Origin of the sequence: Bythopirellula goksoeyrii (assembly GCF_008065115.1) — a bacterium.
GTDB classification, from domain to species: Bacteria; Planctomycetota; Planctomycetia; order Pirellulales; family Lacipirellulaceae; genus Bythopirellula; species Bythopirellula goksoeyrii.
On the sequence record NZ_CP042913.1, the window covers coordinates 4,905,078 to 4,931,243 of the forward strand.

16 protein-coding genes are annotated in these 26,166 nt (G+C 54.7%); 8 read left to right on the top strand and 8 right to left on the bottom strand.

Features of this window, described 5'->3' with window-relative positions; translation table 11 throughout:
• Complete coding sequence (locus Pr1d_RS19425) at window positions 1-2,250, bottom strand: molybdopterin oxidoreductase family protein (protein WP_148075070.1); 2,250 nt, start codon at window positions 2,248-2,250, stop codon at window positions 1-3.
• 14 nt (window positions 2,251-2,264) lie between these two features.
• Entirely contained in the window at window positions 2,265-3,332 is a 1,068-nt protein-coding gene (locus Pr1d_RS19430; RefSeq protein WP_148075071.1) for an MFS transporter, read from the bottom strand.
• Between the two features lie 154 nt (window positions 3,333-3,486).
• On the opposite strand from Pr1d_RS19430, the gene Pr1d_RS19435 reads away from it, so the two are divergent.
• Genes Pr1d_RS19435 through Pr1d_RS19445 form a run of 3 tightly spaced genes read left to right on the top strand, consistent with a single transcriptional unit; the run spans window position 3,487 to window position 5,917 of the window.
• The gene (locus Pr1d_RS19435) at window positions 3,487-3,993 is read left to right on the top strand and encodes an RrF2 family transcriptional regulator (protein WP_148075072.1); all 507 of its coding nucleotides are present in this window, start codon (window positions 3,487-3,489) and stop codon (window positions 3,991-3,993) included.
• A gap of 40 nt (window positions 3,994-4,033) precedes the next feature.
• Window positions 4,034-5,356 (top strand): hypothetical protein, encoded by a 1,323-nt coding sequence (locus tag Pr1d_RS19440; protein WP_238476538.1) that lies wholly within the window; start codon window positions 4,034-4,036, stop codon window positions 5,354-5,356.
• 18 nt (window positions 5,357-5,374) lie between these two features.
• Window positions 5,375-5,917, top strand: coding sequence for a c-type heme family protein (locus tag Pr1d_RS19445; RefSeq protein ID WP_148075073.1), 543 nt, complete (start codon window positions 5,375-5,377; stop codon window positions 5,915-5,917).
• 569 nt (window positions 5,918-6,486) lie between these two features.
• On the opposite strand, the gene Pr1d_RS19450 is transcribed toward Pr1d_RS19445, so the two are convergent.
• Window positions 6,487-8,871, bottom strand: coding sequence for a transporter substrate-binding protein (locus Pr1d_RS19450; RefSeq protein WP_210417780.1), 2,385 nt, complete (start codon window positions 8,869-8,871; stop codon window positions 6,487-6,489).
• 1,111 nt (window positions 8,872-9,982) lie between these two features.
• Between Pr1d_RS19450 and Pr1d_RS19460 the strand changes: the two genes are divergently transcribed.
• Window positions 9,983-11,335: a hypothetical protein gene (locus Pr1d_RS19460; protein WP_148075075.1), complete on the top strand. Its 1,353-nt coding sequence runs from the start codon at window positions 9,983-9,985 to the stop codon at window positions 11,333-11,335.
• Between the two features lie 398 nt (window positions 11,336-11,733).
• Here the strand turns inward: Pr1d_RS19460 and Pr1d_RS19465 are convergent, their stop codons facing one another.
• The gene (locus tag Pr1d_RS19465) at window positions 11,734-12,477 is read right to left on the bottom strand and encodes an SDR family oxidoreductase (protein ID WP_148075076.1); all 744 of its coding nucleotides are present in this window, start codon (window positions 12,475-12,477) and stop codon (window positions 11,734-11,736) included.
• Window positions 12,478-12,803: 326 nt separating this feature from the next.
• Here Pr1d_RS19465 and Pr1d_RS19470 point away from each other — a divergent pair, with 326 nt between their 5' ends.
• From Pr1d_RS19470 to Pr1d_RS19485, 4 genes are all read left to right on the top strand, one after another.
• Window positions 12,804-16,271, top strand: coding sequence for a hypothetical protein (locus tag Pr1d_RS19470; RefSeq protein WP_148075077.1), 3,468 nt, complete (start codon window positions 12,804-12,806; stop codon window positions 16,269-16,271).
• A 205-nt stretch (window positions 16,272-16,476) separates the two neighbouring features.
• Complete coding sequence (locus Pr1d_RS19475; RefSeq protein ID WP_148075078.1) at window positions 16,477-17,334, top strand: EcsC family protein; 858 nt, start codon at window positions 16,477-16,479, stop codon at window positions 17,332-17,334.
• Between the two features lie 172 nt (window positions 17,335-17,506).
• Window positions 17,507-19,468: a polymorphic toxin-type HINT domain-containing protein gene (locus Pr1d_RS19480; RefSeq protein WP_148075079.1), complete on the top strand. Its 1,962-nt coding sequence runs from the start codon at window positions 17,507-17,509 to the stop codon at window positions 19,466-19,468.
• Between the two features lie 85 nt (window positions 19,469-19,553).
• Window positions 19,554-21,218 (top strand): hypothetical protein, encoded by a 1,665-nt coding sequence (locus Pr1d_RS19485; protein WP_238476539.1) that lies wholly within the window; start codon window positions 19,554-19,556, stop codon window positions 21,216-21,218.
• Between the two features lie 24 nt (window positions 21,219-21,242).
• Here Pr1d_RS19485 and Pr1d_RS19490 read toward each other — a convergent pair whose 3' ends face one another.
• From Pr1d_RS19490 to Pr1d_RS19505, 4 genes are all read right to left on the bottom strand, one after another.
• Window positions 21,243-22,631 (bottom strand): sulfatase family protein, encoded by a 1,389-nt coding sequence (locus tag Pr1d_RS19490; RefSeq protein WP_148075080.1) that lies wholly within the window; start codon window positions 22,629-22,631, stop codon window positions 21,243-21,245.
• Between the two features lie 120 nt (window positions 22,632-22,751).
• Entirely contained in the window at window positions 22,752-23,153 is a 402-nt protein-coding gene (locus Pr1d_RS19495) for a DUF1398 domain-containing protein (protein WP_148075081.1), read from the bottom strand.
• 600 nt (window positions 23,154-23,753) lie between these two features.
• Window positions 23,754-24,905: a PepSY-associated TM helix domain-containing protein gene (locus Pr1d_RS19500; protein WP_168205360.1), complete on the bottom strand. Its 1,152-nt coding sequence runs from the start codon at window positions 24,903-24,905 to the stop codon at window positions 23,754-23,756.
• A gap of 269 nt (window positions 24,906-25,174) precedes the next feature.
• Window positions 25,175-26,008, bottom strand: coding sequence for an alpha/beta fold hydrolase (locus Pr1d_RS19505; protein WP_148075083.1), 834 nt, complete (start codon window positions 26,006-26,008; stop codon window positions 25,175-25,177).
• Window positions 26,009-26,166 lie beyond the last annotated feature (158 nt).

Here is a 26,166-nt window from a genome sequence, read left to right on the forward strand (position 1 = left end):
TCACGATTGTTGTGGTTCAAGTTGATCTGCATACTCAGGCGCGGCAGTCGCCTTCGCCAACCGTACGGCACACACTTTGTACTCAGGAATCTTTGAGATCGGATCTTGAGCAGAAATCGTCAGCCGATTCGCGCTCTTCACTCCCGCCCAGTGGTAGGGTACGAAGACCGTGTCAGGTCGAATCGTCTTCACGATTTGCGCCCTCACCGTGATCTCGCCGCGGCGTGACGCTACGGTAGTCCAGTCTCCCTCCTTGATGCCAAGCCGCTGGGCAAGCTGCGGATGGATCTCGACTCGTGGCTCAGGATACTGTTCCACTAGCGGTCCGATGCGCCGCGTCTGCGTGCCTGAGAGAAACTGGCTGACGACTCTTCCTGTGGTCAAGATGACTGGGAATTCGCTATCCACTTCTTCAGTCGGTGGCGTGTACTCGGCAACGTTGAATCGCGCCTTGCCATCCGGGAAGTAAAACGGACCGGCCACTTTGGCAATCGGATTGTCGCTGCAGAGCTCGAACAAGCGGGGCGTACCGGGGTGATCCTCCGAGGGGCAGGGCCAGCAGATGCCATAGTTCGCTTCGATCTTTTCCCAGGTAATCCCCGAATAGTCCGCCACGCCCCCCTTGCTTGCTCGTCGTAACTCGTCAAATATCTCGCGAGGATTTTGGAATGTCATTCCATGCGTGCGACCTATTGCGGCTGCTATGTCCTGAATGATTCGCCAATCCTGCCGTGCATCTCCTGGGGGATCTACCGCCTTGTTGATCTTGATCACCTTCCCTTCAATCTGCGTGACCACTCCTTCATCTTCTTCCTGAAGAGAGCCCGGCAGCACGATGTCCGCATGGCGTGCCGTATCGTTGAGAAAGAAATCGATCGCCACATAAAAATCAAGTTTATCGAGCATCCGCTGAATGAAATTATTGTCTGGCAGCGACACCAGCGGATTGAAGCAGATCGAAATCAGCCCACGAATCTCACCGCGCTCAATCTTGCGGAACATCTCATAACAATCCACACCTGGCTCTGGCAGATCGTCGGGGGAGACGTCCCACACCTTGGCCACATGAGCACGATGCTCGGGGTTGGCCAAATCTCGCGCACCAGGAAGCTGATCGCACTTCTGCCCATGTTCGCGGCCCCCCTGGCCATTGGCCTGACCAGTAATCGTGGCGTAACCGCAGTTCTCTCGTCCGATGCGCCCCGAGGCGAGTACGATGTTGATCGCCCCCAGCACATTCTGCACACCGTGGCTGTGATGTTCGATGCCTCGCGCGTGGGTCAGAAAGCTTGTCTTTGCTTGTCCCCACCACTCGGCTGCCTGGCGGATCGACTTCTCGGCGATACCTGTCACCTCAGCGGTACGGGCTGGAGTCCATTCGCGTACCGATTCTGCGAGTGCCTCGAAACCAATTGTGTGCTTTTCGATGAATTCGTGATCAAGCCAATCGTGCTCGATCATCAAATGCAGGATGCCGTTGAATAGGGCCACATCCCGCCCCGGTTTCACGGGCAGGAACAAATCGCAGGTGCGAGCAATCGGAGTAATCCGTGGATCGACGACGATGATCTTGGCGCCGTTCTCACGAGCTTGCCACACATAGTTCGTCGTAATCGGGGCGCACTCTGCGACATTTGCCCCGCTGATCCATACTACGTCAGCACCAAGCATGTCCGACCAGGGGTTGGCCGCCCGGTCGATGCCAAACGCCTTCTTGTTTCCTGCCCCAGCACTCACCATGCAGAGCCGACCGTTGTAGTCGATAAACGGCGTCTTCAGACAAACCCGGGCGAACTTGCCCATCAGATAGGTCTTTTCTGTGGTCAGACTTGCACCGCTTAATACTCCCACTGCACCGTTGCCGTGCTCCGCTTGGATCTTCTGAATCGCATCGGCCGTGCGACGAATTGCCGCGATGTAGTCGATTGGACGAAATCCGCCGGGGGCATTCGGAGCGCGCTCTTGAGCACTAACCAAACGATCTGGATGCGACCCTTGCAGATATCGCTTCACACCTTTTGGGCAAAGCATTCCCTGGTTGAAAGGAAATTCCTCCCAAGGTTCGAAACCGATAACCTCGTTGTCCTTCACTTTCAGCTGGATGCCACATTGCTGCCCACAAAAGCAGCAATGGGTTTTCACCAACCGATCCGGTTCGACACCCCGATCAAGCCGCGTCCCACTGGAAAACGCCAAATGGGGGCCGAATTGCTCAATGATGTCAAGTGTGGCGGTCGGTTGTTGGGCCATGTGCTTATTCTCTCTTACGATTCGATCCGACGCTCCGCATGCCAAAGCTGCCCCTGCGCCAATGCCAGCGAAACTCGACGACATTTGGGGCAGATCCGCTGATAGTGATCGCCGCGTGAATCATTCATTTCGTACTTGTATCCCAACTGCCGTTCAACCTCAATCAAATCATCAACCTGCATTTGAGAGGCGTACGGTTCTTTACACAGCGCACATGTTGCCTGAGCCCCTCGCGCTCCCGCGTCCTTGTAAAACAACACCCCCAATTGCGCCGGCCGCTGAAACAAGTGAAACAACTTGCCAAACGGCAACCAAAGCAACGTGAATATTACCGTGGCTGCGTGCGTGATCGAGAGGAACTCGTAGGCGTACCCTTCGAGCCACTGGTAACTAACTACCAGCATGAGCCCCGTGATGCTCACGGCGAAGAGCAAAATCAACGGCAGGAAATCTTCGCCGAATCGCTGCAGTGCCAAGGCATCTCGGCCCCGCATGCGGCGACGCATGGCCAACATCACACCGGGGATAACCAAGAATGAAGCCCAGACAAGTCCATGAAAGATCAAGAAACCAAGCGGGGAATCGACCGCGAAAGTAAAAGCAGGGAACCCGAATACATTTGCCTGGTAAAGATCGAATCGATCACCGACAAATTCGAAATGAACCCACCCGAACACCAGTGGGAAGGTAATCGCCGCTGCGAGCAGACAGCCCCACATCACAAGCCAATGTGCCGCCCCCCGAGAAATCCCTCGCCGCCAAATAAAACTGTTAGCGAAGAAAACCGAAACCATCCGCCGTACCCATAGCCAAAAGTTTCGCGGCAGGTCCTTGGGATTCAAAAACACTTGCCAGCCACGCTTCCAATACATGGCCGTCGGCGGACGCTGTAGCCACATCGCGTAGCGATAAGTGATTCCAAAGACGGCAAACAGACTGGCGAAGGTGTATCCGACCAGAGCCGCATCAAAATGCGACAACCGCCGAGACCCGAGCATGATCAGACCTACCAGTAAAAGGGTCGCCACCAACCCGCTCAAGCCGGCTTTAATTGACTCCCGAGGAAAGGCGTGAGGCTTCATGCGTTGCATCCGAATGGAGAATGGAAGACTGGGAGGCACTTTTAGCACGAATGCATGCCTTTTCCCACTCCCTGGTTGCCACCCAATCTACGACTCGCTATAAAGGATGTAAAGGTCCTTTTGTCTGTTTATTGAAATCCCCTGCAAAACGCCTATGTTTTCCCAAACTGTCGAATATGCCCTGCGGGCTATTGTCACGATTGCCCAACACGATGGCCAACCGCGCACGGCCCAGCAGATCTCCAAACTCGCCCAGGTTCCGGGTCCCTATCTTTCGAAGATGATGCAAGGGCTCGCGCGTTCGGGACTCGTCAATTCTCAGCGAGGCCTGCACGGGGGGTTTGTCCTCGCCAAAGCGGCCAAGGAACTGACTGTCTGGGAAGTAATGGAGGCGGTCGACCCCATGCAACGAATCCATGTTTGCCCGCTCGGCCTCAAGTCCCACGCCAAAACGCTCTGCCCGCTGCATCGGCGCCTCGACAACGCGATGGCCCATGTCGAAGAACAATTCAAGAACACCACCATCGCCGAACTGCTCTCCGAACCAGGCAGCGTCACACCTCTCTGCGAGCAGCAGCAAGTGATGAATATCGACACTTGCCACGCCGTCAAGAAATCACCGGGTGACCGTCACGCCAGCAAGACTGCGGTCACGAAATAAGTACTGCTACCAACTCATCCGTTGTTCAGATTAAACCTTCATGGTATCTCCACCCACAAGTATCAACCTTCGGATTGCAATATTCTCCGCTTTGTCGGCAGCAACGCTACTGTTTACATGTGGACCAGTCAGCGCCCAGATAGACTTCGAACGCCCCCCGATCAACTATTCTACAGCCACACCAGACAATCCTGTGTCGCGTTTGCAAGCTCGCTTGGATAGCGGCGAGGTAGAATTAACCTACGACGAAAATCGTGGCTACCTGGCATCGGTACTTGAACAACTGGGTATTTCACCCTCATCACAGATGCTTGTTTTCTCCAAAACGAGCTTCCAACCTCAGAAAATATCTCCGCGCCGACCTCGTGCCGTCTATTTTGGCGAAGATGCCTATGTGGGCTGGGTTCAAAGGGGAGACGTGCTAGAAATCTCGACGGTAGACCCTCAGTTGGGTGCAGTCTTCTATACTCTGGAACAGAAGGCGGCAGCGAAACCGACTCTTGTACAAGACCGAGGGCAATGCATCGTCTGCCACGCATCTTCACGTACCGCCGATGTGCCAGGGCATCTGGTGCGCTCGGTCTACCCTGCCCCGTCAGGCCAGCCGTATTTTGGTGCTGGGACTTTCACGACCGACGATCGCAGTCCCTTTCACGAACGATGGGGGGGCTGGTATGTCACCGGCACCCACGGCAAGGAACGGCACATGGGCAACGTCGTAGTGCAAGGCAAAGACGATCCAGAAGAACTTGATCGAGAGGCGGGAGCCAACGTCACCGACCTCAGCGAACTGCTAAACACCTCCCCCTATTTAGCTTCTCACAGCGATATTGTGGCGTTGATGGTCCTAGAGCATCAGACAAGGATGCACAACCTCATCACCCGCGCTAATTTCGAAACGCGTGCTGCCTGCCACTACGACCGCATCATGAACAAGGCCTTGGAGCGCCCACTCGACCAACGCAGCGAATCGACCGAGCGCAGAATCGCTGCCGTGGTCGAAAAGCTGATCGATGGCCTATTGTTTGTCGACGAATATCCCTTGAATGATCCCATCGAAGGGAGCTCGACATTTTCTCAAGAATTTTCCGAAATTGGCCCGCAAGATTCTCAGGGCAGATCACTCCGCCAGCTTGATCTCTCTCAGAGGTTGATGAAGTATCCCTGCAGTTATCTGATCTATTCCGAGCCGTTTGCAGGAATTCCTGTCGCAACACAAGAACAAATCTACCGCCGTTTGTACGACATCCTGAGCGGTACCGATACGAACGAAAAGTATGCTCACCTAACTTCTGCCGACCGCCGAGCGATTCTCGAAATCCTGCGGGAAACCAAAACCGATTTACCCGATTACTGGAAATAGACAATCAAAGGAACTGAAATGAAAACTGTGTTAGCGCCTGCTCTCTGCCTGACAATTACCCTGGCGATCTCTCTGGCCTTGGCCACTGAGAAGGAACAACCCATTGCCAACTCGAGTGACAACGCCTCGCCAGCAGCTGTCGAGCAAGCCAGGGAGACTGTCGCCATGCTGGACAACATCTACAAGCAGGTGATTGTCCTGATCACCGATAAATACGTTCACGATACCGACGATTTCGCAGCCGGCAGCGCGGCTGTCCTGCTGTTCAAGAACATCTCTGAGAACGGTTCCCATACAGTGCGGCTGATCGACGCCACCGGCGAACCCTACAACCCGGACAACATCGCGGGCGACGACTTCGAGCGTGAAGCCCTCAAGCAAATCAAGGCTGGCAAGCAGACCTACGACCAAGTCGAGGCCAAAGATGGCAAACAGTTCTTACGATCCATGACCCCGGTACCTGTCGTCATGGAGCGCTGCATCATGTGCCACGACCACTATGGAGACGTAGAAAAGGGCGAACCCATCGGCGCGATCAGCTACACGATTCCGCTGGAGTGAGGCCAACCATTGCCTTCAAAAGGTGCACTATTAGCTCCCTTCGCCAGTTGCAATGGTGTTCACGACTGATTTCGAAAAGAGTCCGCTGCCTCCAAGCAGACAACAGCCTCGTGGCAAGGTTATACTTTTGCCAGATGGATCAGCATCACCCAGTGCTGGAGTGCCAATTGCGGTTCGAGCCGGCGGGCATGGACACCTCCCGCACGAAAACTGTTCGTCCATTTGGCCGATTTGAGGCCAATTCGACCTCAGTTCCGGACGAACCTTAGTAATGTGGGGGTGCACACCACCGATAGTTAGGAGCTGGACGAAAACAGCCTCGGGCCATGAAACTGAGGTAGGTTTGGGAGCTCCGGAACTGCCCGAGGTGAGCTGCACCGACGCGGATTCGGAAGTTCCGTGTCTGAAAGAGGTTGTGACATCCGACGCGACTTAGCGAGATCGGAAGCTGAGCGAGGTTGATGCACCCGCCAGAAGTTTAATGGGACGCCGAATGCGATCGGTCGTCACACCTCTGCAGATTGCGGAGTTAGTGTTTACATGTCTTCATAGTTATCCACAACAGGCCCTTATTCGTTTGGGGCAGACCAGCGATTGCCCCAACCTGTATAAAGGTCGTGTAGAAACGCACGCCATTCTTCCGCTGTCCTCGAAGATGGATAGGGGCTAGGCGGCTCCGGCTTGGCGGCAGTCCAGACCACCTCGAATTGGCCATCGGACTTTACCTGGCCGATGCGGGGCGTCTTGAAGGTGTGTTGCGTCGCAGGGTCGATCCGCACCTCGCCACTAGGTGAGCTCATGCGTTGATTGAGCATGGCTCGGCGAATCTTACGCACGTTTGTGGTCCCGGCTTCAGTGACCGCTTGCGCCCAGAGCTTGACACCAAAGTAGGCGGACTCCATTGGGTCGGTTAAAACGCGCTGCGGCCCGTACTTCTTTCGGAAGCTGGCCACGAACAGCTCATTTTCTTCCGAATCTATGCTCTGAAAATAGTTCCACGCAGCGTAATCGCCAGCCATTGCAGAGGCGTCCAGCTGGCGAAGTTCTTCCTCTTCAACGCTAAACGAGATCGTTGGGGTTGTTTCGGGAAGAATCCCTTCCGCGCGCAGGTCACTAAAGAACGCCCGGTTGGAGTCGCCGTTAATGGAGTTCAAGATTACGTCCGGCTTAGCGGCGATTATCTGTTCAATAATGGGTTGGACATCAGAGCTTCCGAGCGGTAGGAACGCCTCGCCAACAAGCTCTGCGCCAAGCTCTTTCAACTGATCCTTGATAATGGCATGCGCCACTCGCGGAAAAACATAATCGGAACCTACTAGGAAGAAACGCCGCTTGTTCTCAAAGGCGTACGCCCACTTCACCGCGGGGATAATCTGCTGGTTGGGTGCAGCCCCCGTGTAGATGACATTGGAAGATTCCTCGATTCCTTCGTATTGCACAGGATAAACAAGCAGGTGGTCCAGCTCCTCAAACACAGGCACGACGGTTTTGCGACTTGCCGACGTCCAGCAACCGAAAACCGTGCAAACTTTTTCTTCCTCGATGAGACGCCTTGCTTCGCTCGCAAATCTGGCTGGGTCGGAACGACCGTCAGCCACTACAGCCTCCACTGGTCTTCCCAGCACGCCGCCACTACTGTTCAGTTCCTCCACTGCCAAAAGGGTGGCGTCAGCGACTGAAGTACCGCTGTGCCCCATTGTCCCGGTAAGCGATTGTAAGATGCCGATGCGAATAGGCTCTCCCGAGGGCGGGACTACGACGATGGCGTCTTGCGTGATCTCTGAGGCCTTTGTATCAGCCAGTCCACGATCGCGTTGTCCAGAAGAAAAGACATAGGCGGCTCCTGCACCGATTAACGCAAGTAACCCTGCACCAGCAATGAGGGCAGTGGTAAAACTCCGTCTGCTCTTTGCAGTTGCTGCAGGCGCGGGTCGAACCAAGGTGGCAGACGACTGGCTCGGAAGCTGGATGCCCGCACCCGACATGGCTGCTAAAATGGCTTCCAAATCGCCACGCATTTCATCCATCGATTGGTATCGGTTTTCCGGATCTGTGGCCATCGCGCGCTGAATGATTGCTGCACAGGCCGCTGGAACCATCGCTCTCACTGCTCGTGGGTCAGGAGGCCCTGCGTGGCAGTGCGCAAACATCACTTGAACAACGCTCCCGCTCTCCTGAAACGGACACTGACTCGTAAGCAAGCTATAGTAAGTGGCCCCCAGAGAATAGACATCGCTGCGGGCATCGACTTGCCCTGCCTCGCATTGTTCGGGACTCATGTAATAGGGAGTGCCGACGAGATGGCCAGCCTGGGTCATCATCATCGACTGATTTTCAGCTCGTTTTGCCAGACCAAAGTCAGCAACTTTTACCTCGCCATTTTCTGTCAGCAGCAAGTTCGCCGGCTTTACATCGCGATGCACGAGGCCCTGTTTATGCGCGGCAGCGAGTCCCTTGCAGGCTTCTATGGTCAGGCGAGTCGCTTCACTCACCGTGTAAGCGCCAGATTGTTCTAAGTGGTCTCCCGCGCTGCCCCCTGACACGACTTCCATGACGAGGTAATACACTTCCTCCTCGTTGGCTACTTCGTAGATCGTGACCGCGTTGGGATGATTGAGCTTGCCGGCGCTTTTGGCTTCGGCGAGAAAGCGATGAAGTGCATTCTTGTCGGCCGACAGCTCTGCAGGTAACACCTTGACTGCGACGTCACGTTCGATAGACGGATCGTAGGCCTTGAGCACAACCCCCATTCCTCCCAGGCCGAGAAGTGCTGTAATTTCGTACTTTCCAATCCGACGTCCCACCCACTCCTCTGGGCTGCGATGTAGCCCGCTCATAGACGCTGGTTTTGTATCGCCTCCCAAGAGCATTGTTTCATCGAGTGGACGCGGTGTCACAGGACTTTCAGAGTCGCTTTCAGGTCTTGCAGATTCGTCTGATGAAGATGGGTTCACGACAAAGGCCTAGCGGTGCACGGTTTATTCATATAATCGTAATCGACACAATTCCTTATCGTACTATCTGCCGCTAGAAATGACTACTCACACACCCTAGAAGGATCGGGCCCACGAATTCCTGCTGACGCTCCACATGCGACATCGTTGAGAGACCAATAACCGACTACCTAGATTCTTCGCCCGGTGGTGAGCACACCGACCGCATTTCCGCGTTCTCTAATTGCTGGCGACTGGACCAGCTTCAGCGTCTTAGCCAGCCGACTTAGCTGCTGAGGTCTTGTGCGAGATTTGACACCTGCGCTTTGGCAAACTCTCTTCTAGGGGACGGGTGATGCATCTTCGTTCAGTTGGAAATCGGCGTAAGTCGCATCGGACTGGTGCATGAAAAACTCTGGACGAATCTCCTAAGCCACACAGTTCACGCCCTCCTTGGACGGTTGGGAAGGGCTGAGGCGGATTGGCCATGGGATGTGAGTAAAGTGCCACCAAATGCACACTCGTGGACCAGAATGCGCGTAATGCCCTAGTACGTAGCCGCCTGTGCTCGGCTTAGTTTAGACTAAGTTCCGACGTTCGATTTATCGTGCACGCCAAAATCCGGCCTACAAACCAAGTGACCAATACGAAGCGAGCCATGATTGACTGACGGCGATCGGGGACCTATGATCAGGCCATCAGCATAATCCTTGCCGGTAGACGATTCGGTCGGCAGTCTCTAAATGCGGACCTTTTTGATGAAAGTTGGCATACTTTAAAGTCGGCGAGTCCCTAGTCTCAACTCCATACGCGGCGGTTTGTGCGAACAGCGCGCTTGCAGCTCGACGCGACGGCTCTCAATGGCACGCCGGCGGGCGAAAGCCATCGCATTGGCACTGACAAGATTCCGCTTTGCATGGGCGTTGATGTCGTTTATCGAAGGTGCAAGGCAGGAGGGCTGGCAGACCGTCACGTTCATTGCCCACGATGTTACGGCGAGGTGAAGAAGAAAGTCTCTTCCCCCGATTTTGGGAACTGTAGCGAATCTCTGAGTTACTTACACATGCGTCCACTTGGCGAACCCCATTGAACCCAGTTCGCCTGGCGACCTTAACATGAAGGAACAATATAAATGTCTCGACAAATCAATCCTGTGAGAGTTCTCGTGGCGTGTCTGTCAATTTCTCTTGTATTCGCCTGTTGCCAATCTTTTGGGAGGGGCGGTAAAGGAGGTGGCGGAAGATCTCCTGGCGGATCCTGGTCGCAGAAATCTCATGGAGGGAGCCAGTCACGCGCGGGAGGACAAGCCCATACGGGCGGACAATATCATTCTGGGGGACGCTCTGCTGAAAATCGAGGCGGTCGTAACGCTTCACAGGCCTCCCGGACGCAAGGTTTAGCAGGTGGTGCAGACTTCGCCAATCGTCGCGGGCCTCAGGCATCTGGTGCACAAGGTGCCGCCGGAGGTGCAGCCATTGCCAATCGTCGCGGGCCACAGGAATCCGGTGCAGAGGGTGCCGCCGGAGGCGCGGCCCTTGCCAAGCGTCGTGGGCCTCAAGCATCTGGAGCACAAGGTGCCGCCGCTGGTGCGGCCGTCTCTAAACGCAACGAGCCACAGTATAGCGGAGCACAGGGCGCTGCTGCCGGTGCCGCTGTCTCCAATCGCAATCAACCTCAATACAGCGGAGCACAAGGTGCCGCCGCTGGCGCGGCCGTCTCTAAACGCAACGCGCCACAGTATAGCGGAGCGCAGGGCGCAGCCGCTGGTGCGGCAGTTGCCGATCGCAATGAACCCGCAATGTCGGGCGCCGCCGGATATGCAGCGATTCAAAATTCGTTTGACAATCCGAATATGTTCGGCCGACAGTGGTATGGAAATCATCCGACCGCATGGGCTCCTTCAGCTTGGACTACCGGAGCAGCCTGGGCAGGGGTTTCACAAGCCGGAATAGCTCGTCACTTTGGCTACTCCGATGCTACCCCAATTTCATACGACTACGGAGTGAACGTGACTTGTGAGAATGATGAAGTGACCGTCGATGGCGAAAACATGGGGACGGCTGAGGAGTTCAGTCAGCAAGCTGCCGATCTCGCCAACCTGGGCTCTGAGGCGAGCGAAGTAGCAACCGATCGATGGTTGGCCTTGGGCGTGTACGCAATGGTTCGCAACGAACAACAACATCCGCAACTGATTCTGCAATTGGCGATCAATGAAAAGGGCATCTTACGGGGCAATTTCACTGACGAAATCACCGATCGCATTTCACCGATCCATGGTGCAGTGGACAAAAAGACCCAGCGGGCCGCTTGGACCGTGGGCGACAACCATCAAACCGTCATGGAAGCGGGTCTTAATAACCTCACTGATAGTTCAGCCCCTGCGCTCGTCCACAAGAATGGCAAGACCGACCATTGGCTGTTGGTGCGTCTCAACGAACCCCCGCAGAATGGCGACGTCGAGGCTGGTTCCGGACCAGCGGAATAGGCGTTTTGCGCGCTGCTCGACGGACTCCACCGTGCAGGTTGTCTCGCAGCCCGCTCTCGCAGATAACGGGTCCTACATCGGTCGGCAACACCGCCGGCAATTTGCCACAACTCAAACTAACAGCGGATGGACCAACCTCGGTCACTTAGGCCACTCGGTAACTCCCCGCGGTGTACATCACCTCGGTGAGTTTGGGCTTGGCTGAGACCTGCCCCGCTAACATCCGGCGGGCACATCGACCCACTTTACGGACGGCACTGCAACTTGGAATGCAATCGTGCTTTCTCAGACCGATCAGTAAAATCTGCCAATAGCTGGAAGTGAAATACGGCTCCGCACGAACCACATTGCTGTGGCAAAGCTATGGGTTACCAAAACACGATTCCAAGTGAGTAACCTCAGCCTTCATCCATCTCCGCTTCGATGACAGATTTAGCAAAACTCTCATAAGCCGCACCGATTTGCTTCGCCGTCGAATCGGGAAACGCATGGAACTTCCCCGTAGCCAACGCATCGACAATGGCATCTGCCACTAGCGCAGGTGGCTCGGCAACTTCGTCCAAACCGGCTTGGCTGCCCATGTCTGTCGCGATTGGTCCCGGGTGAACACTAACGACCTGGATACCCTCATCGCTCAACATCACCTTGAGTGCTTGTGTGATGGAGTATGCAGCAGCTTTTGAGGCCGAGTAGGTCGCAAAGTCTGGAAAGCTCTTCAGCGACGCTACCGAATTGAGCTGCACGAACCCTCCTCCACCGTTCTTCTTCAGAACCGGCGCGAACGCCTGAGCCATTCGCATCAGACCATATACGTTTACGTTCATCTCGAAATTTAGCGCGTCGACCGCTTCCTGAGAAAGCGGCGACTCAGTGCGCAGGACGCCCGCGTTGTTGACCACGAGTGTCACATCCTCAGCAGTCTTGGCCGCAGACTCAATCGTTGCTGGCTTCTCAAGATCAATCTCGATTGGCACAATCCGATCTCCATATTGATCGATTAGCTCTTCAACGGAGGATAGCTTGCGCACCGCGGCATAGACTTTCGCCGCACCACGCGCCAGCAATCCTTCTGTAATTGCTTTGCCAATCCCGCGATTCGCTCCAGTAACAAGGGCCACACAATCTTTAACCTGGTACCTCATGGCAATCTCCTTTTCATATGCTTATAGCCCGGAAAGGGGTAATGTAGACTAGCTTGACTGATCAGACGCACGTTCGTCTAGTTGACCGGGTAGCGAGGGAAGCGATACATTCTATAGGAGTTCCTGCTATAGGAGTTCCTGCCGTCTCTGGGGCCAATTTGATTGCCTCAGCTACAACGGAACAAAATTCGCACTACCCAGAATTGACCCTCAGTTCTGCTAAACTGCGTTCGTGCTGCATGTTTGCGATGCAGGACAGGACGTTTTCTGCGCGCATATCAGGCAGCTGAGCTGTTTTTTTCACACCTTTCAAACGAATATAATTCATGTCGATGTCTATAGATCTCAGCAAGTCGTTGGGCATAAATAACAACTCAGATCCAGAAGAGATCGCGTCGATTCGTCAGCAATTGATTCGGTACATCAACCTGCAACTCATCGCTAGCGGGCTACCCCATGCCGCTGATGCGAGCGACAGCCCTTTTGCCGAGATGGCGCGCGGACTCCTGGACCAACATCGAGCACAAACGCGTTTGTTGTCAGATCATCGCTGCCCGGTCGATGAGCGTATCGAATCTTTTCTTGAAAAGTACTTTGAGGACTTGAATCTGTCTGACCCAGTTCGATTGCCATCACACACGCTGATAGTCGATCGGCATGGGATGGCTCGCGAAATGGCGCTGCCTGCGAATGAAGATGAATATCATTCAGATATTATTCAATCTTTTCGTGTGCGAAACGGTGTCCTGCACAATCCCAGACATGACAAAAGAACCACCAAGGGGACCTTCCATGTCACCGAAGGCGGGTTGCCGATTCCCTACGAAAAGCGCGCTGTTCCTAAACGCGCATTTGCTGAGTTGCTACGACGTGCCTTGGATCCTCCTGAGGAATTGAAACGCCTTCCGTTCACATCGCAACAAGAAGAGCAAGCGAGTTGCTTCGTATCGTTGCTACTGCGACCCTTAGTTTGTCCCGAGGTGAGAGGCGTTACCCCCGCCAAGTCGATGGAGGTGCGATTCTTCGCTCCAGGTACGTTGGTTAGCAATCTCGATTTCGTCGAGTCCATCTTCGGAAACGCGGGGGATCCCTATATTCCCGAAAACGATGCCGGGCTGGATGTCGAACATTGGACTGGGCACACGGGTGCCGTGATTCTCGCGCCGCATCTTGAGACGGTTACCAAGCAGGAAATCGGCCTCCCCCACTACGACGAAGCAACCGAGCGTCAGCGTCGTGACGAGATGTGTTGGCGAGAAAAAGATGAACTCTACAACGGGGGGCAACCGTTCAAGCTCACATGCCGCGATGCATCGGGGGTAATTGTCACGCTGATCTCTGACAATTACTTTGGCTATTGCAAGAAAGAAGTGAAAACACAGATCAGCTATGCGGCCAATCTCTCGGGCAACTACGAGGAAGAACACGCTGGCGGTACGATCGCGTTTCCAAGCTACAACTTGGGCGACGAATTTCAGTTCAACAGCATTCGGTACAATGGCCGCACTTTTGCTGATGTCGTCAAAGATTATGGCACACAGATCAATGTGCACCAGGAAGGTTTTGCCGAAGATCAGCTATTTCCTGATCTGATTTATGTTCGCGAGGACGCTCGTGCTGACATTGTTCGTCAGCAAATCATCTGGGAGCACGAAGGAGTCGAACAGTCGATACCTTTGTTACCGGGAAAAGTCTACATGGGGCCCTCGGGGTACCAGCTACGAATGGAAAAGCATCCAGCGGCTCCGAGTTGGCGACTCGTCGGTACGATCGGCGAAGGAGTTTTCTGCCACAAGCCTTGCACTGTGAGCGGTGGTGGAAAAAGCGAGATTAGCAAGTCGATTCGCGACTACATGCACTTTGGCCCGTTCTTCGTTGCCGATATCGACGAAGATGCCCAGATGGTCAATGACATTTTTGCCCGCAACTATCAGAACCGCTGGAAGGTCGAGCGCGACTATTCCGAATCCCCGACTCGCAGCATACTGAGCCCAAGACGTTCACTCGGCAGCGTAATCAAACTGCTAACCCCTTCGCCTGAGTACACCGACGAATACAACGACTGGCTGCAGACAATCCCGGCACATGTCTACGCGATGGTGTACATCATCAAGCGGTTCCATAAGCCAGAATGGGGCGACCAATGGCAAGATCACTTTGGCGTGGACGTGATCAATGGAGAGAGTGGGCATGAGCTGAAATACCATGGCCGCAGTCTCGTCGCATCGTATTTGAAAGTTGGGCTCGTAGAGCCGCAAGCCTGGCGAACATTCAAACTACGACAGGACTTCATCGCTTCGGAGAAGATGCAAGCCGAAGATGACATTAGCGCTTCGGTGGTCGTTCCCGCCGATCGGCTACAGTATCTAGCTGCTGGCAGTGAGGCGAACAGCTATAAATTCGTTGAAAACTGTGAGTATCGTTTCTTTCAACGTCCCGACGATGCGATCCATCGCGGACTCGACAAGCAAGCAGAATTTGATCTCTCCCAGCCAGGGAATTTCATTTCGAACTTCGAACCGCTTACCCTCAAGCAAGTCTCCGAAATGGCAAAGTACGTCGTCGACTTCGACGCTTTCAGCCAGCCGATGCAAGATCTTCTGACCGATTTGCAGAAGCAGGAAGATGGCTACGTGGTTTGCTCGGCCAACCCGCGACAAGTGGGCGGCAAGCCGACCCGCAATCCTCGCTACTTGCAAGTCCGCCCCGACTTGGTGCGGCCAATCGACGGCTATGTCGCCGAAATGGGAACGCGACTCTATCGGGCCGTGCCTGCCGATGCTCCCGTCCATAGGCCAGTTGGAGCGGTTTTGATGGGGCGCCGCAACAACCCGCCTGATCTTGCCCAGGGAATTCGAGGACTCGCCGTTTACAATCCGGTTCACTACCAGGAACTGCCCGAATTGTTCATGGACCTGATCACATCACTGACAGGGCGCAGCCCATCGACGACCGGATTCGGCAGCGAGGGTGCCCTCACCAAAGGACCCTTCAATGCACTTCGCATGACGGCTGATCTCAATGCTGCACTCGTGAGCTTTATTCTGACAGGGCTCGGTGGGTTTTCGACCGCTGCTGGCCATATTGGTCCCAACGTACGCGTCGACCACGACATCAGTCTGTTGATCCCCGAAGTTTGGTGTCGCATGTCTGCCGAGGAACGTACGCCTGAGTTTTTGATAAAGAAACGGCTGCTCGAACCAGTCGAAGATTTCCAACACAACGGCCAAACAATACCTGCCGGAAGGTTGGGCTATCGCATCACCTATCGATTCGTCCGCTGGTTCTTCGCCCGCGTGTTCGACAATCCCAACAAGCTGTTCGATGAATCCATTTTGCGACCCGAGCTACAGGATCTCGATGCCTTTGCCGATGGAGTCCTCTACATAGCGGATGCCCAAAAACAAGTAGCCCAACAATATCTCGATGACGGCTCGATCGAAGATGCCTGCCCACCTCTACGGGCGCTCCTGCGAATCATGGCCGAAGGGTCCTTCGAAGGCAAAACCGAACGCGACCCCGAAATCCGTGAGATGTTTACTCTCCAATCACTCCTGAAAAGTGATTGGTATCAGAAGCGTTTGGAGGCGCGTCAACACCGCGATATCAAGTTGTGGTCAAGGCATGTCGACTACTTAAAAAACTTCAACGCGAATCCGTACAACAGTGAAGTCGTCAACCGCATGGACCTCGCCGCTCGAGAATCAATAGCTAAAGCAGAACTCGAAACCGTGAAGTCACCAAACTACATTTCATCCCTTATCGGAGCGATCGGCGCCGATTCGTTTGACTAAAGCGATGCAGTGGGGATTGCTCCTTAGCACAGGGGCAGCCATCAAGCCTGAAATGTGATCTCACTATACCCGATGGCTAATAGACGCGACGCTACGCGTCGCAGGCCCCTTATCTCGCGCCTATCATTCCACTATATTCTGCACACCTACAAACTGCCATTTGACTTTCAACTCCTCTTAACTCTGCTTAGTCCACAAACCACCCATGAATGAAGATACCCCCCCTGCTCTGAAACTCACTTCTGCAGCCATGCAGGAACTCAGCGAGGCGAAAGAAATCCTCGAACATCAAGGCCTCGCTGAAAGGCTTACTGAGTTGATAGGAGCTCCCATCACAGCGTCGCTCAAGTTGCTGCCGGATTCGGCCGAGCGGATTATCTACAGTGCCGTCGAAAAATCGTTGCAGAAGGGACTCGATCTAGCTGTCACCTCGTTGGGAAAAGAAGATGGCCTGATCAAGAAACCCCGGTTGATGTCACACAAGGTGTTGGCAGGACTCAGCGGTGCGGCCGGCGGGTCGCTGGGAGGGCTGACTGTCGCGGCGGAATTGCCCATCTCTACCGTGCTCATTCTGCGGAGCGTGGCCGACATCGCCCGCAGCCAAGGGGAAGACCTGAGTCAACTCGAGCCGCGGCTCGCCTGTTTGGAGGTACTCGCGCTCGGTCCCGCTCCGGCGGCAGCCGAAAAGATAAATGGCGACTCTGCCGAAGAAGGGGAAGACGCCGACATCGGATACCTAGCAGTGCGCATCGCGATGGGAAAACAGATCTCCGACGCCACGAAGTATGTCGCCAAGCACGGGCTAGTGAACCGTGCGGCACCCCCCTTGGTGCAACTTTTGAACATGATCGGCAAGCGGTTCGGCCTGGTGGTGAGCGAGAAGATGGCCGCCCAAGCGATTCCCGTGATCGGAGCGGTTGGCGGGGCACTCGTGAACACTTACTTCATCGGCCACTTTCAAGACATCGCACGTGCCCACTTCACGATCCGTCGCCTGGAACGCGAATTCGGCACGGCAGTAGTGAAGGAGGCCTATCGCAGATTAGTGGTAAGTGGGGAGTAAGTAGTAGTCAGTGGAGCGTAATACGACTTTCGAGTGTCCACTTTTTGATACTACCCCCTGTTCCTTGTCCCCATTCTCCCTTTTTTGACTTGCCACTGAGTAATAAAGAAGATTACATTGAAGGTAAGTTCGTTTTCCAATTCTAATCCTGGGGAGGAAACGGAGCAGGAACATGAAAAGCTTAGCGCTCGTCTCTCGTGTGATCGCCATCTTGGCGATCGTTCTCAGTACGGTTCAACTCTCGGCAAAGTCAACCGACAACCCGGCCGCCGATGAAATATTTCGTCAGGCATTGGCCGCTGCAGTCCGGGGCGACTCGGCTCTGCACGACCGTCTGCTGGCCGAATCACTGCAAAGGTATCCAGACTACGAATTGGCGCGGTGGTATAGCGGACAGGTCGAATACGATGGTCAGTGGAAGTCCATCGACTCCGTAAGTCAATCGGTTTCGACCAATCCACTGTGGCAGGAGTATCAAGCGCGACTGGCACAGCTTGGCGACTCCCTACAGGAGCAAACTGACATGGCGCGCTGGTGCCATTCCAATGACCTTTCGTATCAGGAGAAATGGCATTGGCTCAGTGTATTGGCAGTCGATCCTAAGAATCGTGAGGCATTAGGCAGCCTGGGACTACGAATCTACAAAGGCCAATACTTAACTTCCGAACAGATTGACGAATACGAACGCAGCGAAGAACAGGCCGAGGCCGATTACAAGAAGTTCACCAAGCAATTCGATCGGTGGCTCAAGACCGCAATTCGTGGCAACTCTCAAGACATGCAGTCCCTTGTCAACAAGATAGCAGCCATTGAAGACAACGCGGCAATTCCTGCGCTAGTGGATACGTTTTATCTCGACGGGAGTATCGACAAATCGGTTCAGAAGAAGTTGGGGAACGAAAAAGGTGACCAACTACTCGGCCAGTTGCGTCGGGCGGTTGTCCAGGCGCTCAGTGAAATGAAGCAGCCAGAGGCAACTCGGGCTCTCTTGGAAATAGCGGTCGAGTGGCCGCAACCGGACGTCGCAACACTTGCTGCCGAAGGGCTTAAGGAACGCGAGAAGACCAGCTTCATGCCTGCCTTGATGGGAGCCATGTCTTCTCCACTGGAAGCTGCCATTTCGATCCGAGTTGCCCCCAGTGGACAGGTATCTGTCTACGAGGATATTGCGGAGATCCATCCACTTGCTGAGAAAAGCCATTTTCAAACCAGCAAATATCTCACGCAATATTCTCTGACGTTGAACGACAGCAAGACAGTCACAGACTACCGAGGCATGAGAAGCTGGAGAGATGCTCCAAAGACGACGACTAATAGCCAGTCGGTAACAAAAGTCTGGTCGGATCGAGTACGCGATTTTAACAATGCTACGGCCCAAGCAACCAGCACGCGCGAACGGGTCGATCAGGAAAACGCCCTGCGTGAACAGCGCAACTCGCGAGTCCAGGAGGTTCTCCAGATAGTCACGGGCAAGGATCTAGGTAGCGAACCCAAGGCTTGGTGGGATTCCTGGAAGCACTACAACGAACTCTATACGCCAGAACAACTTCCCGTCTATGAAACGGCGGATAGTCGAGACTATTCACAGTATTACTACCAGTATCAATATCGTCACAGAAATTATTCGGTTGGCACCCCACCTCCTCCACCTCCTGTCCCCCCGGGGACATACTCTTGCTTTGTGGCTGGAACTCCCGTGTGGACTCAAACTGGGCCGGTTGCGATTGAAACGGTCCAGGTTGGCGACATGGTGCTAAGCCAAGATCCTTTCACGGGAGAACTGGACTATCGCCCCGTGATGGAAACCAGTGTCGGCCCCCCCAGTCCCATCCTGAATCTCAAGATAGAGAATGAAACACTTGGCACGACCCGTGGCCATCGATTCTGGGTCGCGAATAGTGGCTGGAAAATGTCGAAGTTCCTCAAACCTGGAAACCGCCTAGTCGCTCTCGGAGGTTACCCCGAGTTGCATCAGGTCGAAGAAGGAAAAGAGAGTCAAGCGTTTAACCTGGTTGTCGGTCAATTCCACACCTATTTCGTGGGCAATCAAAAACTGTTGGTCCACGATAAGAATTGCCCGCTCCCCACGACCAACACCTTACCCGGCGTTGAGCAACTCGCGACCACCAACTAAGTCGGCATCAGAACATTTCTCATGCAAAGTCGTTAACCGCGATGCGAAGCCCCAGCGCAGCAGAGCGCGACCATTGTTAGCCGCGATGCGGAGCCTTAGCGCAGCAGAGCGCGAACTCCATCGCCCGCGACGCCCCGCCATTGCACTAGAAAACCGCTACAACAAGACTGTGGGAGACTCGCAAACCGCAAACCACGATCACAAGGGGAGAGCAATCATGTCTCATTCCACCACCCGCAGGGCCTTCCTCGGTTCGACTGCCACGACGGGAGCGATGCTCGGCTTGGGCGATCTCGGGTTTCTCACTTCGTTGAAGTCTGTCTCTGCTGCCGAGGCAAACATCGATTCCAAGTTTGTCCAGCTGCGTCCCGAAATCGCACCAGTCGTTCGCTTGATCGAGGAAACGCCGCGTGATCGGCTGCTGGAAGACGTGGCCGGACGCATCCGCGAGGGTCTCAGCTATCAAGAATTACTGGCGGGCCTTCTGCTGGCCGGGGTGAAAAACGTCGAGCCCAGGCCGAGCGTCGGGCACCAGTTTCATACGGTACTGGTCGTCAACTCGGCACACCTGGCAAGTATCTCGTCTCCAGCAGAGCATCGCTGGCTTCCCATCTTCTGGGCACTCGACTACTACAAGAGTGCCGCGGCAACCGATGCAGACAAGCGCCGCGACTGGACGATGCAGGCCGTCGACGAGTCCGCTCTCCCTTCGCCGCTACAAGCCCCGCAGGCCTTTACTCAGGCGATGGACAACTGGGACGAGGCCGCCGCCGATACGGCAATCGTCGGCATGGCCCGCTACGCCGGCGCCGTCGATGTCTACGAACAATTGTTCCGCTACGGCATGCGCGATTTCCGCTCCATCGGCCACAAAGCGATCTTCGTGGCCAACAGTTGGCGCACGCTGCAGTGCATTGGCTGGCAACATGCTGAACCGGTGCTGCGATCTCTCGCGTACGCCCTGCTCATGCACGAAGGAAACAATCCCAGCGAGCGGGATGCGGAGGCCGATCGCCCCTATCGCCGCAATCTAGAGTTGGTGGACACTATTCGTGCCGATTGGCAAGCAGGAACGGTCGATCCCCAGGCAACCCGTGATCTCGTGACGACCTTGCGAACCGGCACCTACGAGGATGCCAGCGACCAGGTCGTCGAACTATTGAATCGTGGCGTTGGACCTCAGGCGGTCTGGGATGCCCTGTTCGTCGCGGCGGGCGAATTCTTAATGCGGCAACCAGCGATCGTCGCCCTCCATGGCGTCACCACAACCAACGCGCTGCACTTCGCCTACCAAACCAGCGGCAATGACCAGACCCGCCGCCTGGTGATGTTGCAGAACGCCGCCTTCCTGACCATGTTTCGCGAGGCAATGGAGGGGCGTGGTCGCGTGAAGGAAGTGAAATTCGAGGATCTTCAGCCGCAGCAAACTAGTGAATCTGTAGAGACGTCCGTCGGCGAGATCTTTGCCGACCTCAACGACAATCCCGATGCAGCCGCGGCCAAGATGTTAGGCTATCTGGGACAGACACAGAACCCAAAGGACCTAATCGATGCGGCGCGCGTGCTGATCTTCCTCAAGGGCACCAACGCCCACGACTACAAATTCAGTTCCGCGGTGCTAGAAGATTACTACCACATCTCACCCCAGTTTAGGGACACCTACCTGGCCTCGAACATCTACATGCTCCGCGGCTCGCAACTCCCCGACAACAAACTCGTCAACCGAACCCGCGCGGCGCTGGATACCTAACCACAAAACACTATTCAACCCGCCTTAGGGCTTCGTAGCGGCAAAGGGGTTCGGCAGTCTGGCGATTTCTTCCACGTGCTGCTCAAACAGCTGGCGGAGTTCCGCTACGACCTCCGGGTGGTTTTCAGCAACGTTGTATTTCTCGCTCGGGTCTTTCTCCAGATGATACAGCAATGGTGGATCGTAATGCACAGGATCTTTGGTCGGATAAGAAGTTTGATTAATAAAGTGGGCTTTCCATGGACCCTTGCGAATCGCATGTGAATGAGCACCCCGGTGATAAACGAAAGTATCTCGCGGAGAATCCTCTTTGCCTTCAAGCAAAGGGAGCATGTTATATCCATCGAGAGGACGGTCGGGAAGTGGAGCATTGGCAAGCGCAGCCGCGGTAGGAAGCAAATCTAGAGAAGTGATAAGTTCTGCAGAAACTCGATTCGCCGGCACATGACCTGGCCACCAGGCGATCATTGGCTCGCGCATACCACCTTCCCAGGTAGAGCCTTTCCCTCCCCGCAGCAAGCCTGCCGATCCTCCCGCCTCGTTTTGGACGAGCCACGGCCCGTTGTCGCTCGTAAAGAGAACAAGCGTCCGTTGTGCACAGTTGGATTCTCGCAGTGCCTCTAGCACTTGCCCTACGCTCCAGTCGATTTCTTCGACAACATCTCCATAGAGTCCCCGCAGGCTGATGTCGGTGAATTCTTTTGATCGAAACAAAGGAATGTGCGGCATCGTGTGGGCCAGATACAAGAAGAAGGGGTTCTCAGGATGTTCACGGACAAATTCCACAGCTTCGAGCGTGTAGCGCTTGGTGAGCGTATTTTGATCGGCAGGCCGTTCGACGATCTCGGAATCACGCATCAACGGGACGTTCCAGTATGCGGGCCTTTCATCATTCCCCCTCACGTGGTCCATATCATTGGAATAGGGAACACCAAAATAGCTATCGAATCCTTGGGTAGTCGGGAGAAACTCGGGCAAGTGCCCCAGATGCCATTTGCCGATGGCCTTGGTGGCGTAGTTGCGTTGCTTGAGTACTTCGGCGATGGTAACTTCTTCGGCCGGCAGACCGATCGTGTCATCGGGGAAGAGCACGCGTCTGGGTATCATCCCCTCTACCATGCCCGAACGTATCGGATAGCGACCGGTCAGCAGACCCGCCCGGCTGGGAGTACACACGTTCGCCGCGACATAAAACTGGGTGAAGCGAGTTCCCTGCTGAGCCATGCGGTCCAAGTGAGGAGTCCGAATCGTCGGATGCCCATAGCACCCCAGGTCGCCATACCCCAGATCGTCAACAAAGATCACCACCAGATTGGGCGGTGGTTCGCTGCTTGTGTCGTCACCAACCGAGAAAGCAACTGGAAGCACAAACAGGGTCAGCAGACTCCACCACAGGCAGACATTTCTTGGCATCAGTAGATTTCCCTCCAGGTTATCATTCCACCGCCTCTCTGCTCTTCACTTCAATCGGTCCAGACAGAATGCGATAGCCCACTACTAGCAGACTCCTCAGGGTAAACTACGCGGCTACGGTCATTTAGGACCGGCACCAGGGAACCACTCTGTGTGCTGATCGCCGGTGCGGCCAAAGTAGGTGACCCGCTGGCCGCGTAGGAACGCGAAATACCCTTGCACTCCGGCCCGCATCGCTCGGATGGAGAATTCTCGGTAGTGCTGCCCACTCTGCTGACTGTCGCGAATGTCGTCACGCAACTCATCGAGATCCAACTCAGCCGCTATCGACGGAAGATCTTCGTACGAAATAGGCGTCACGACGCACGCCCCTAGCCCGTCGTAGAACCGCTTGCAGCCACCGACGTAGTCGACGTGATAGTATTCTACCCCCGCGTCCATCAGCTTCGCCACAATCTCGGGAAACGGCAGGGTTCCTGCCAAAGTCGCCAACGCCGCTTCGTAGATCGCAGTCGAGTTCATCACTTTACCTCTTGCCGCCTAACTTGTTGTTCGACACAGAATATGGAGATAAGACCTGCTCATGCACAAAGGGTGAGGATGAGTCCCCCCTTTCTGGCCAGCTTGAGTGAGCTTCCCCAGGGCCACAGTCTATCCGGCGATATCTAACGCCACAAGCTGCGCTCGGTCTGTAGCTGATGCCACTTACCACGACCATCAAGCCACAGGCATCACCAAGACTCAAGGTACATGCCAAAACTTATCAATACGAAATCACAAACTCCCCCCCTAGCCGCCGGGCAACGCCCGGCAGGTCTTTTCTGACGAGCACCCAAACAACAAGTGTCTAGCGCCTTCAAGACCTACAAACAACCGCGTACGACGGCAAGCGCGAGTTCGCTAGACTAAACTTCGCTTAGCCCGAAGGAGGAAAAGGACGGGCATAGTTCGTCCCAAGACTAACGGGCGGGTGAGCGGGATTTCCTATATACCCTTTCCAGGAAAAGGTTTACGACGACGTTCCTTAAAGATGCTTTCCGAAAGATGCCTGACCTTTTGTTCGTCCGAAAACATAGCGTCGCGAATATTAGCCGCTGGGCAACGAGGCGGCCTCCCTTCCCACTAACTCGATGAGGAGCTTTTCGCCCGCCGTTGCCACCGCCTCATCGAGGTCAATACCCCCGTCATGCCGAGGATTCCACCAGCTACCGACAATGTGCCCCACAGGCTCTTGGTAAAAAGATTGAAAGACAATGTGTGATATTTGAAGTAATTCTTGCGAAACCAGCTAACAGCTCCCTTCGGTCTGCCATCGTCTCGCGACATTTCGGTACCCGTATAAGGATTCATACAGACTCGGTAATCTAGTCCATCGTTATTCACAAAGAACACATAAGGCGTCGAGCTCGACCCCGTTGGCTGGACTCCCGTGATCTTGCCATCGGGAAAATTCTTTTCAATCTCCCCTAGCGCCACCGACACAGGAAGCTTCTCTTGATCTTCGCCCACTTCGACGACAGGATCCTGCGGCTTCGATGGCTCGCTTTGCAGTTTGTCCAACACGGGAAATATATGACTTGAATAGGTCAGCAGCACCCCAGTGAGCGCCATGATGACCAGTGGCCCCAAGGTCACCAGGCCAATTGCATTATGCCAATCGAGTGCCCTTCCACGCCTCCATGCCCGGGCAAACGTGCGACCCCGCATCGGCCACCACAACACCAGGCCGATGAAACAAGTAACCGCCAGAATCAAGGAACTGATCGCGACAATCTGCCGACCAACTTCCCCGGCGGCGAGATGTCGATGGAGTTCTTTCATCGAACCAGAGATCGTAAATTTTTCTCCCGCATAAGTGAGTTCACCTGTGTATTGATTCGCGATAACAAATCCACCGCCAGTCCGCTTTCCGTTATCGTCAAACATCGATACATAAGCCGTATAGGCATGCGTCGGCAATTCAGGAAAACCGAGATGATGCACAACCAGCTTGGGTTTCGCACTGCGGTAGAGCTCGAGCACCTCGTCAACCGACATCGGATCGCTGTCGGCCACCAGGTCATATTGTTCAGGAAACTCCCATCTTCTGAGATACGATTCGAAGGCCAACACTCCGCCCGAGATACAAACCAATATCACAGGGATCGCCGTGATCCAACCGAGCCAGAAGTGCAGGTGAAACCAAATCGATCGAGGGACACCTTTTTTGGCAGCAGATCCCGATCGCTCGAAGTCAGAGTTTCGCTTTTCAGATGTATCCGAAGATTGGGTCACGTATACCAACTGCTCTGACACTTACCGAGGGAATCGAATGCATCCATTATCGCGCATTCATGCGTTCCAATGCTACACGACCCACATCCCAGACGAAAGTATCCCTCACCATCGCCACCTACTCGCCCTTCCCTGCCCTCCTGACTAGCATCTAACCAGGAACGGGCGGGTGAGCGGGATTTCCTATATGCCCTTTCCAGGAAAAGGTTTACGACGACCTTCCTAAAAGATGCCTTTCCTTCTGGTCTGGTAAGCACGCCAACTCTGCCCTACTTGAGAAAGCCCAACAGATCGTCATTAATCCGTTCACTCTCCGTCGTAGCCATTCCATGAGAAAAACCCGGATAGACCTTCAGCTTCGCATCTTTCACCAGTTTGGCGGACAGCATGGCTGACGCTTCGATCGGAACAACCTGGTCGTCGTCTCCATGCATGATCAATGTGGGAACATCAAACCGCTTGAGATCCTCTGTAAAATCCGTTTCTGAGAATGCCTTGATACAATCGTGTGCGGCTTTGAGCCCGCACATCATCCCTTGCCGCCACCAATTGTCGATGATCCCTTGCGATACTTTCGCACCGGGTCGGTTGAAGCCGTAGAACGGCCCGGTGGGGATTTCTCGAAAGAACTGCGCGCGGTCTTTCAACAACTCCGTGCGGAAGCCATCGAAAACCTCCATCGGCAGGCCTCCCGGATTCGAATCCGTCTTGAGCATCAGTGGTGGCACGGCGCCAATCAGCACTGCCTTGGCAATTCGACCCTTGGCTCTCCCCGTAGCGTGCCGGCCGATATATCTGGCCACCTCGCCGCCCCCCGTTGAGTGTCCGACATGAACGGCATCTTTCAGATCGAGCTCTTCCACCAAATCCATGAGATCGTCGGCGTACGTATCCATTTCGTTCCCGTGCCAGGTTTGGCTGGATCGGCCATGCCCCCGGCGATCGTGGGCAATGCAGCGAAATCCTCGCGACGCGAAAAAAAACATCTGCGCGTCCCAATCATCTGCACTCAGCGGCCAGCCGTGGCTAAACACAATCGGTTGCCCACTACCCCAATCCTTGAAATAAATCTGAGCGCCGTCGCGGGTGGTAACAAAGCTCATCGTTGAGACTCCATTGTTGGTGGGGAGAAGGGAATCTAGATTTCTCAGATCAGGAGGCAGGTCCTTCGCCAGGAAAATTCCGAACTCAGGACCCGCACAAAAATGAATTTACCACAAGCAGGATTCACTCCACAATCGGCCAAGTGGATGAATGACCT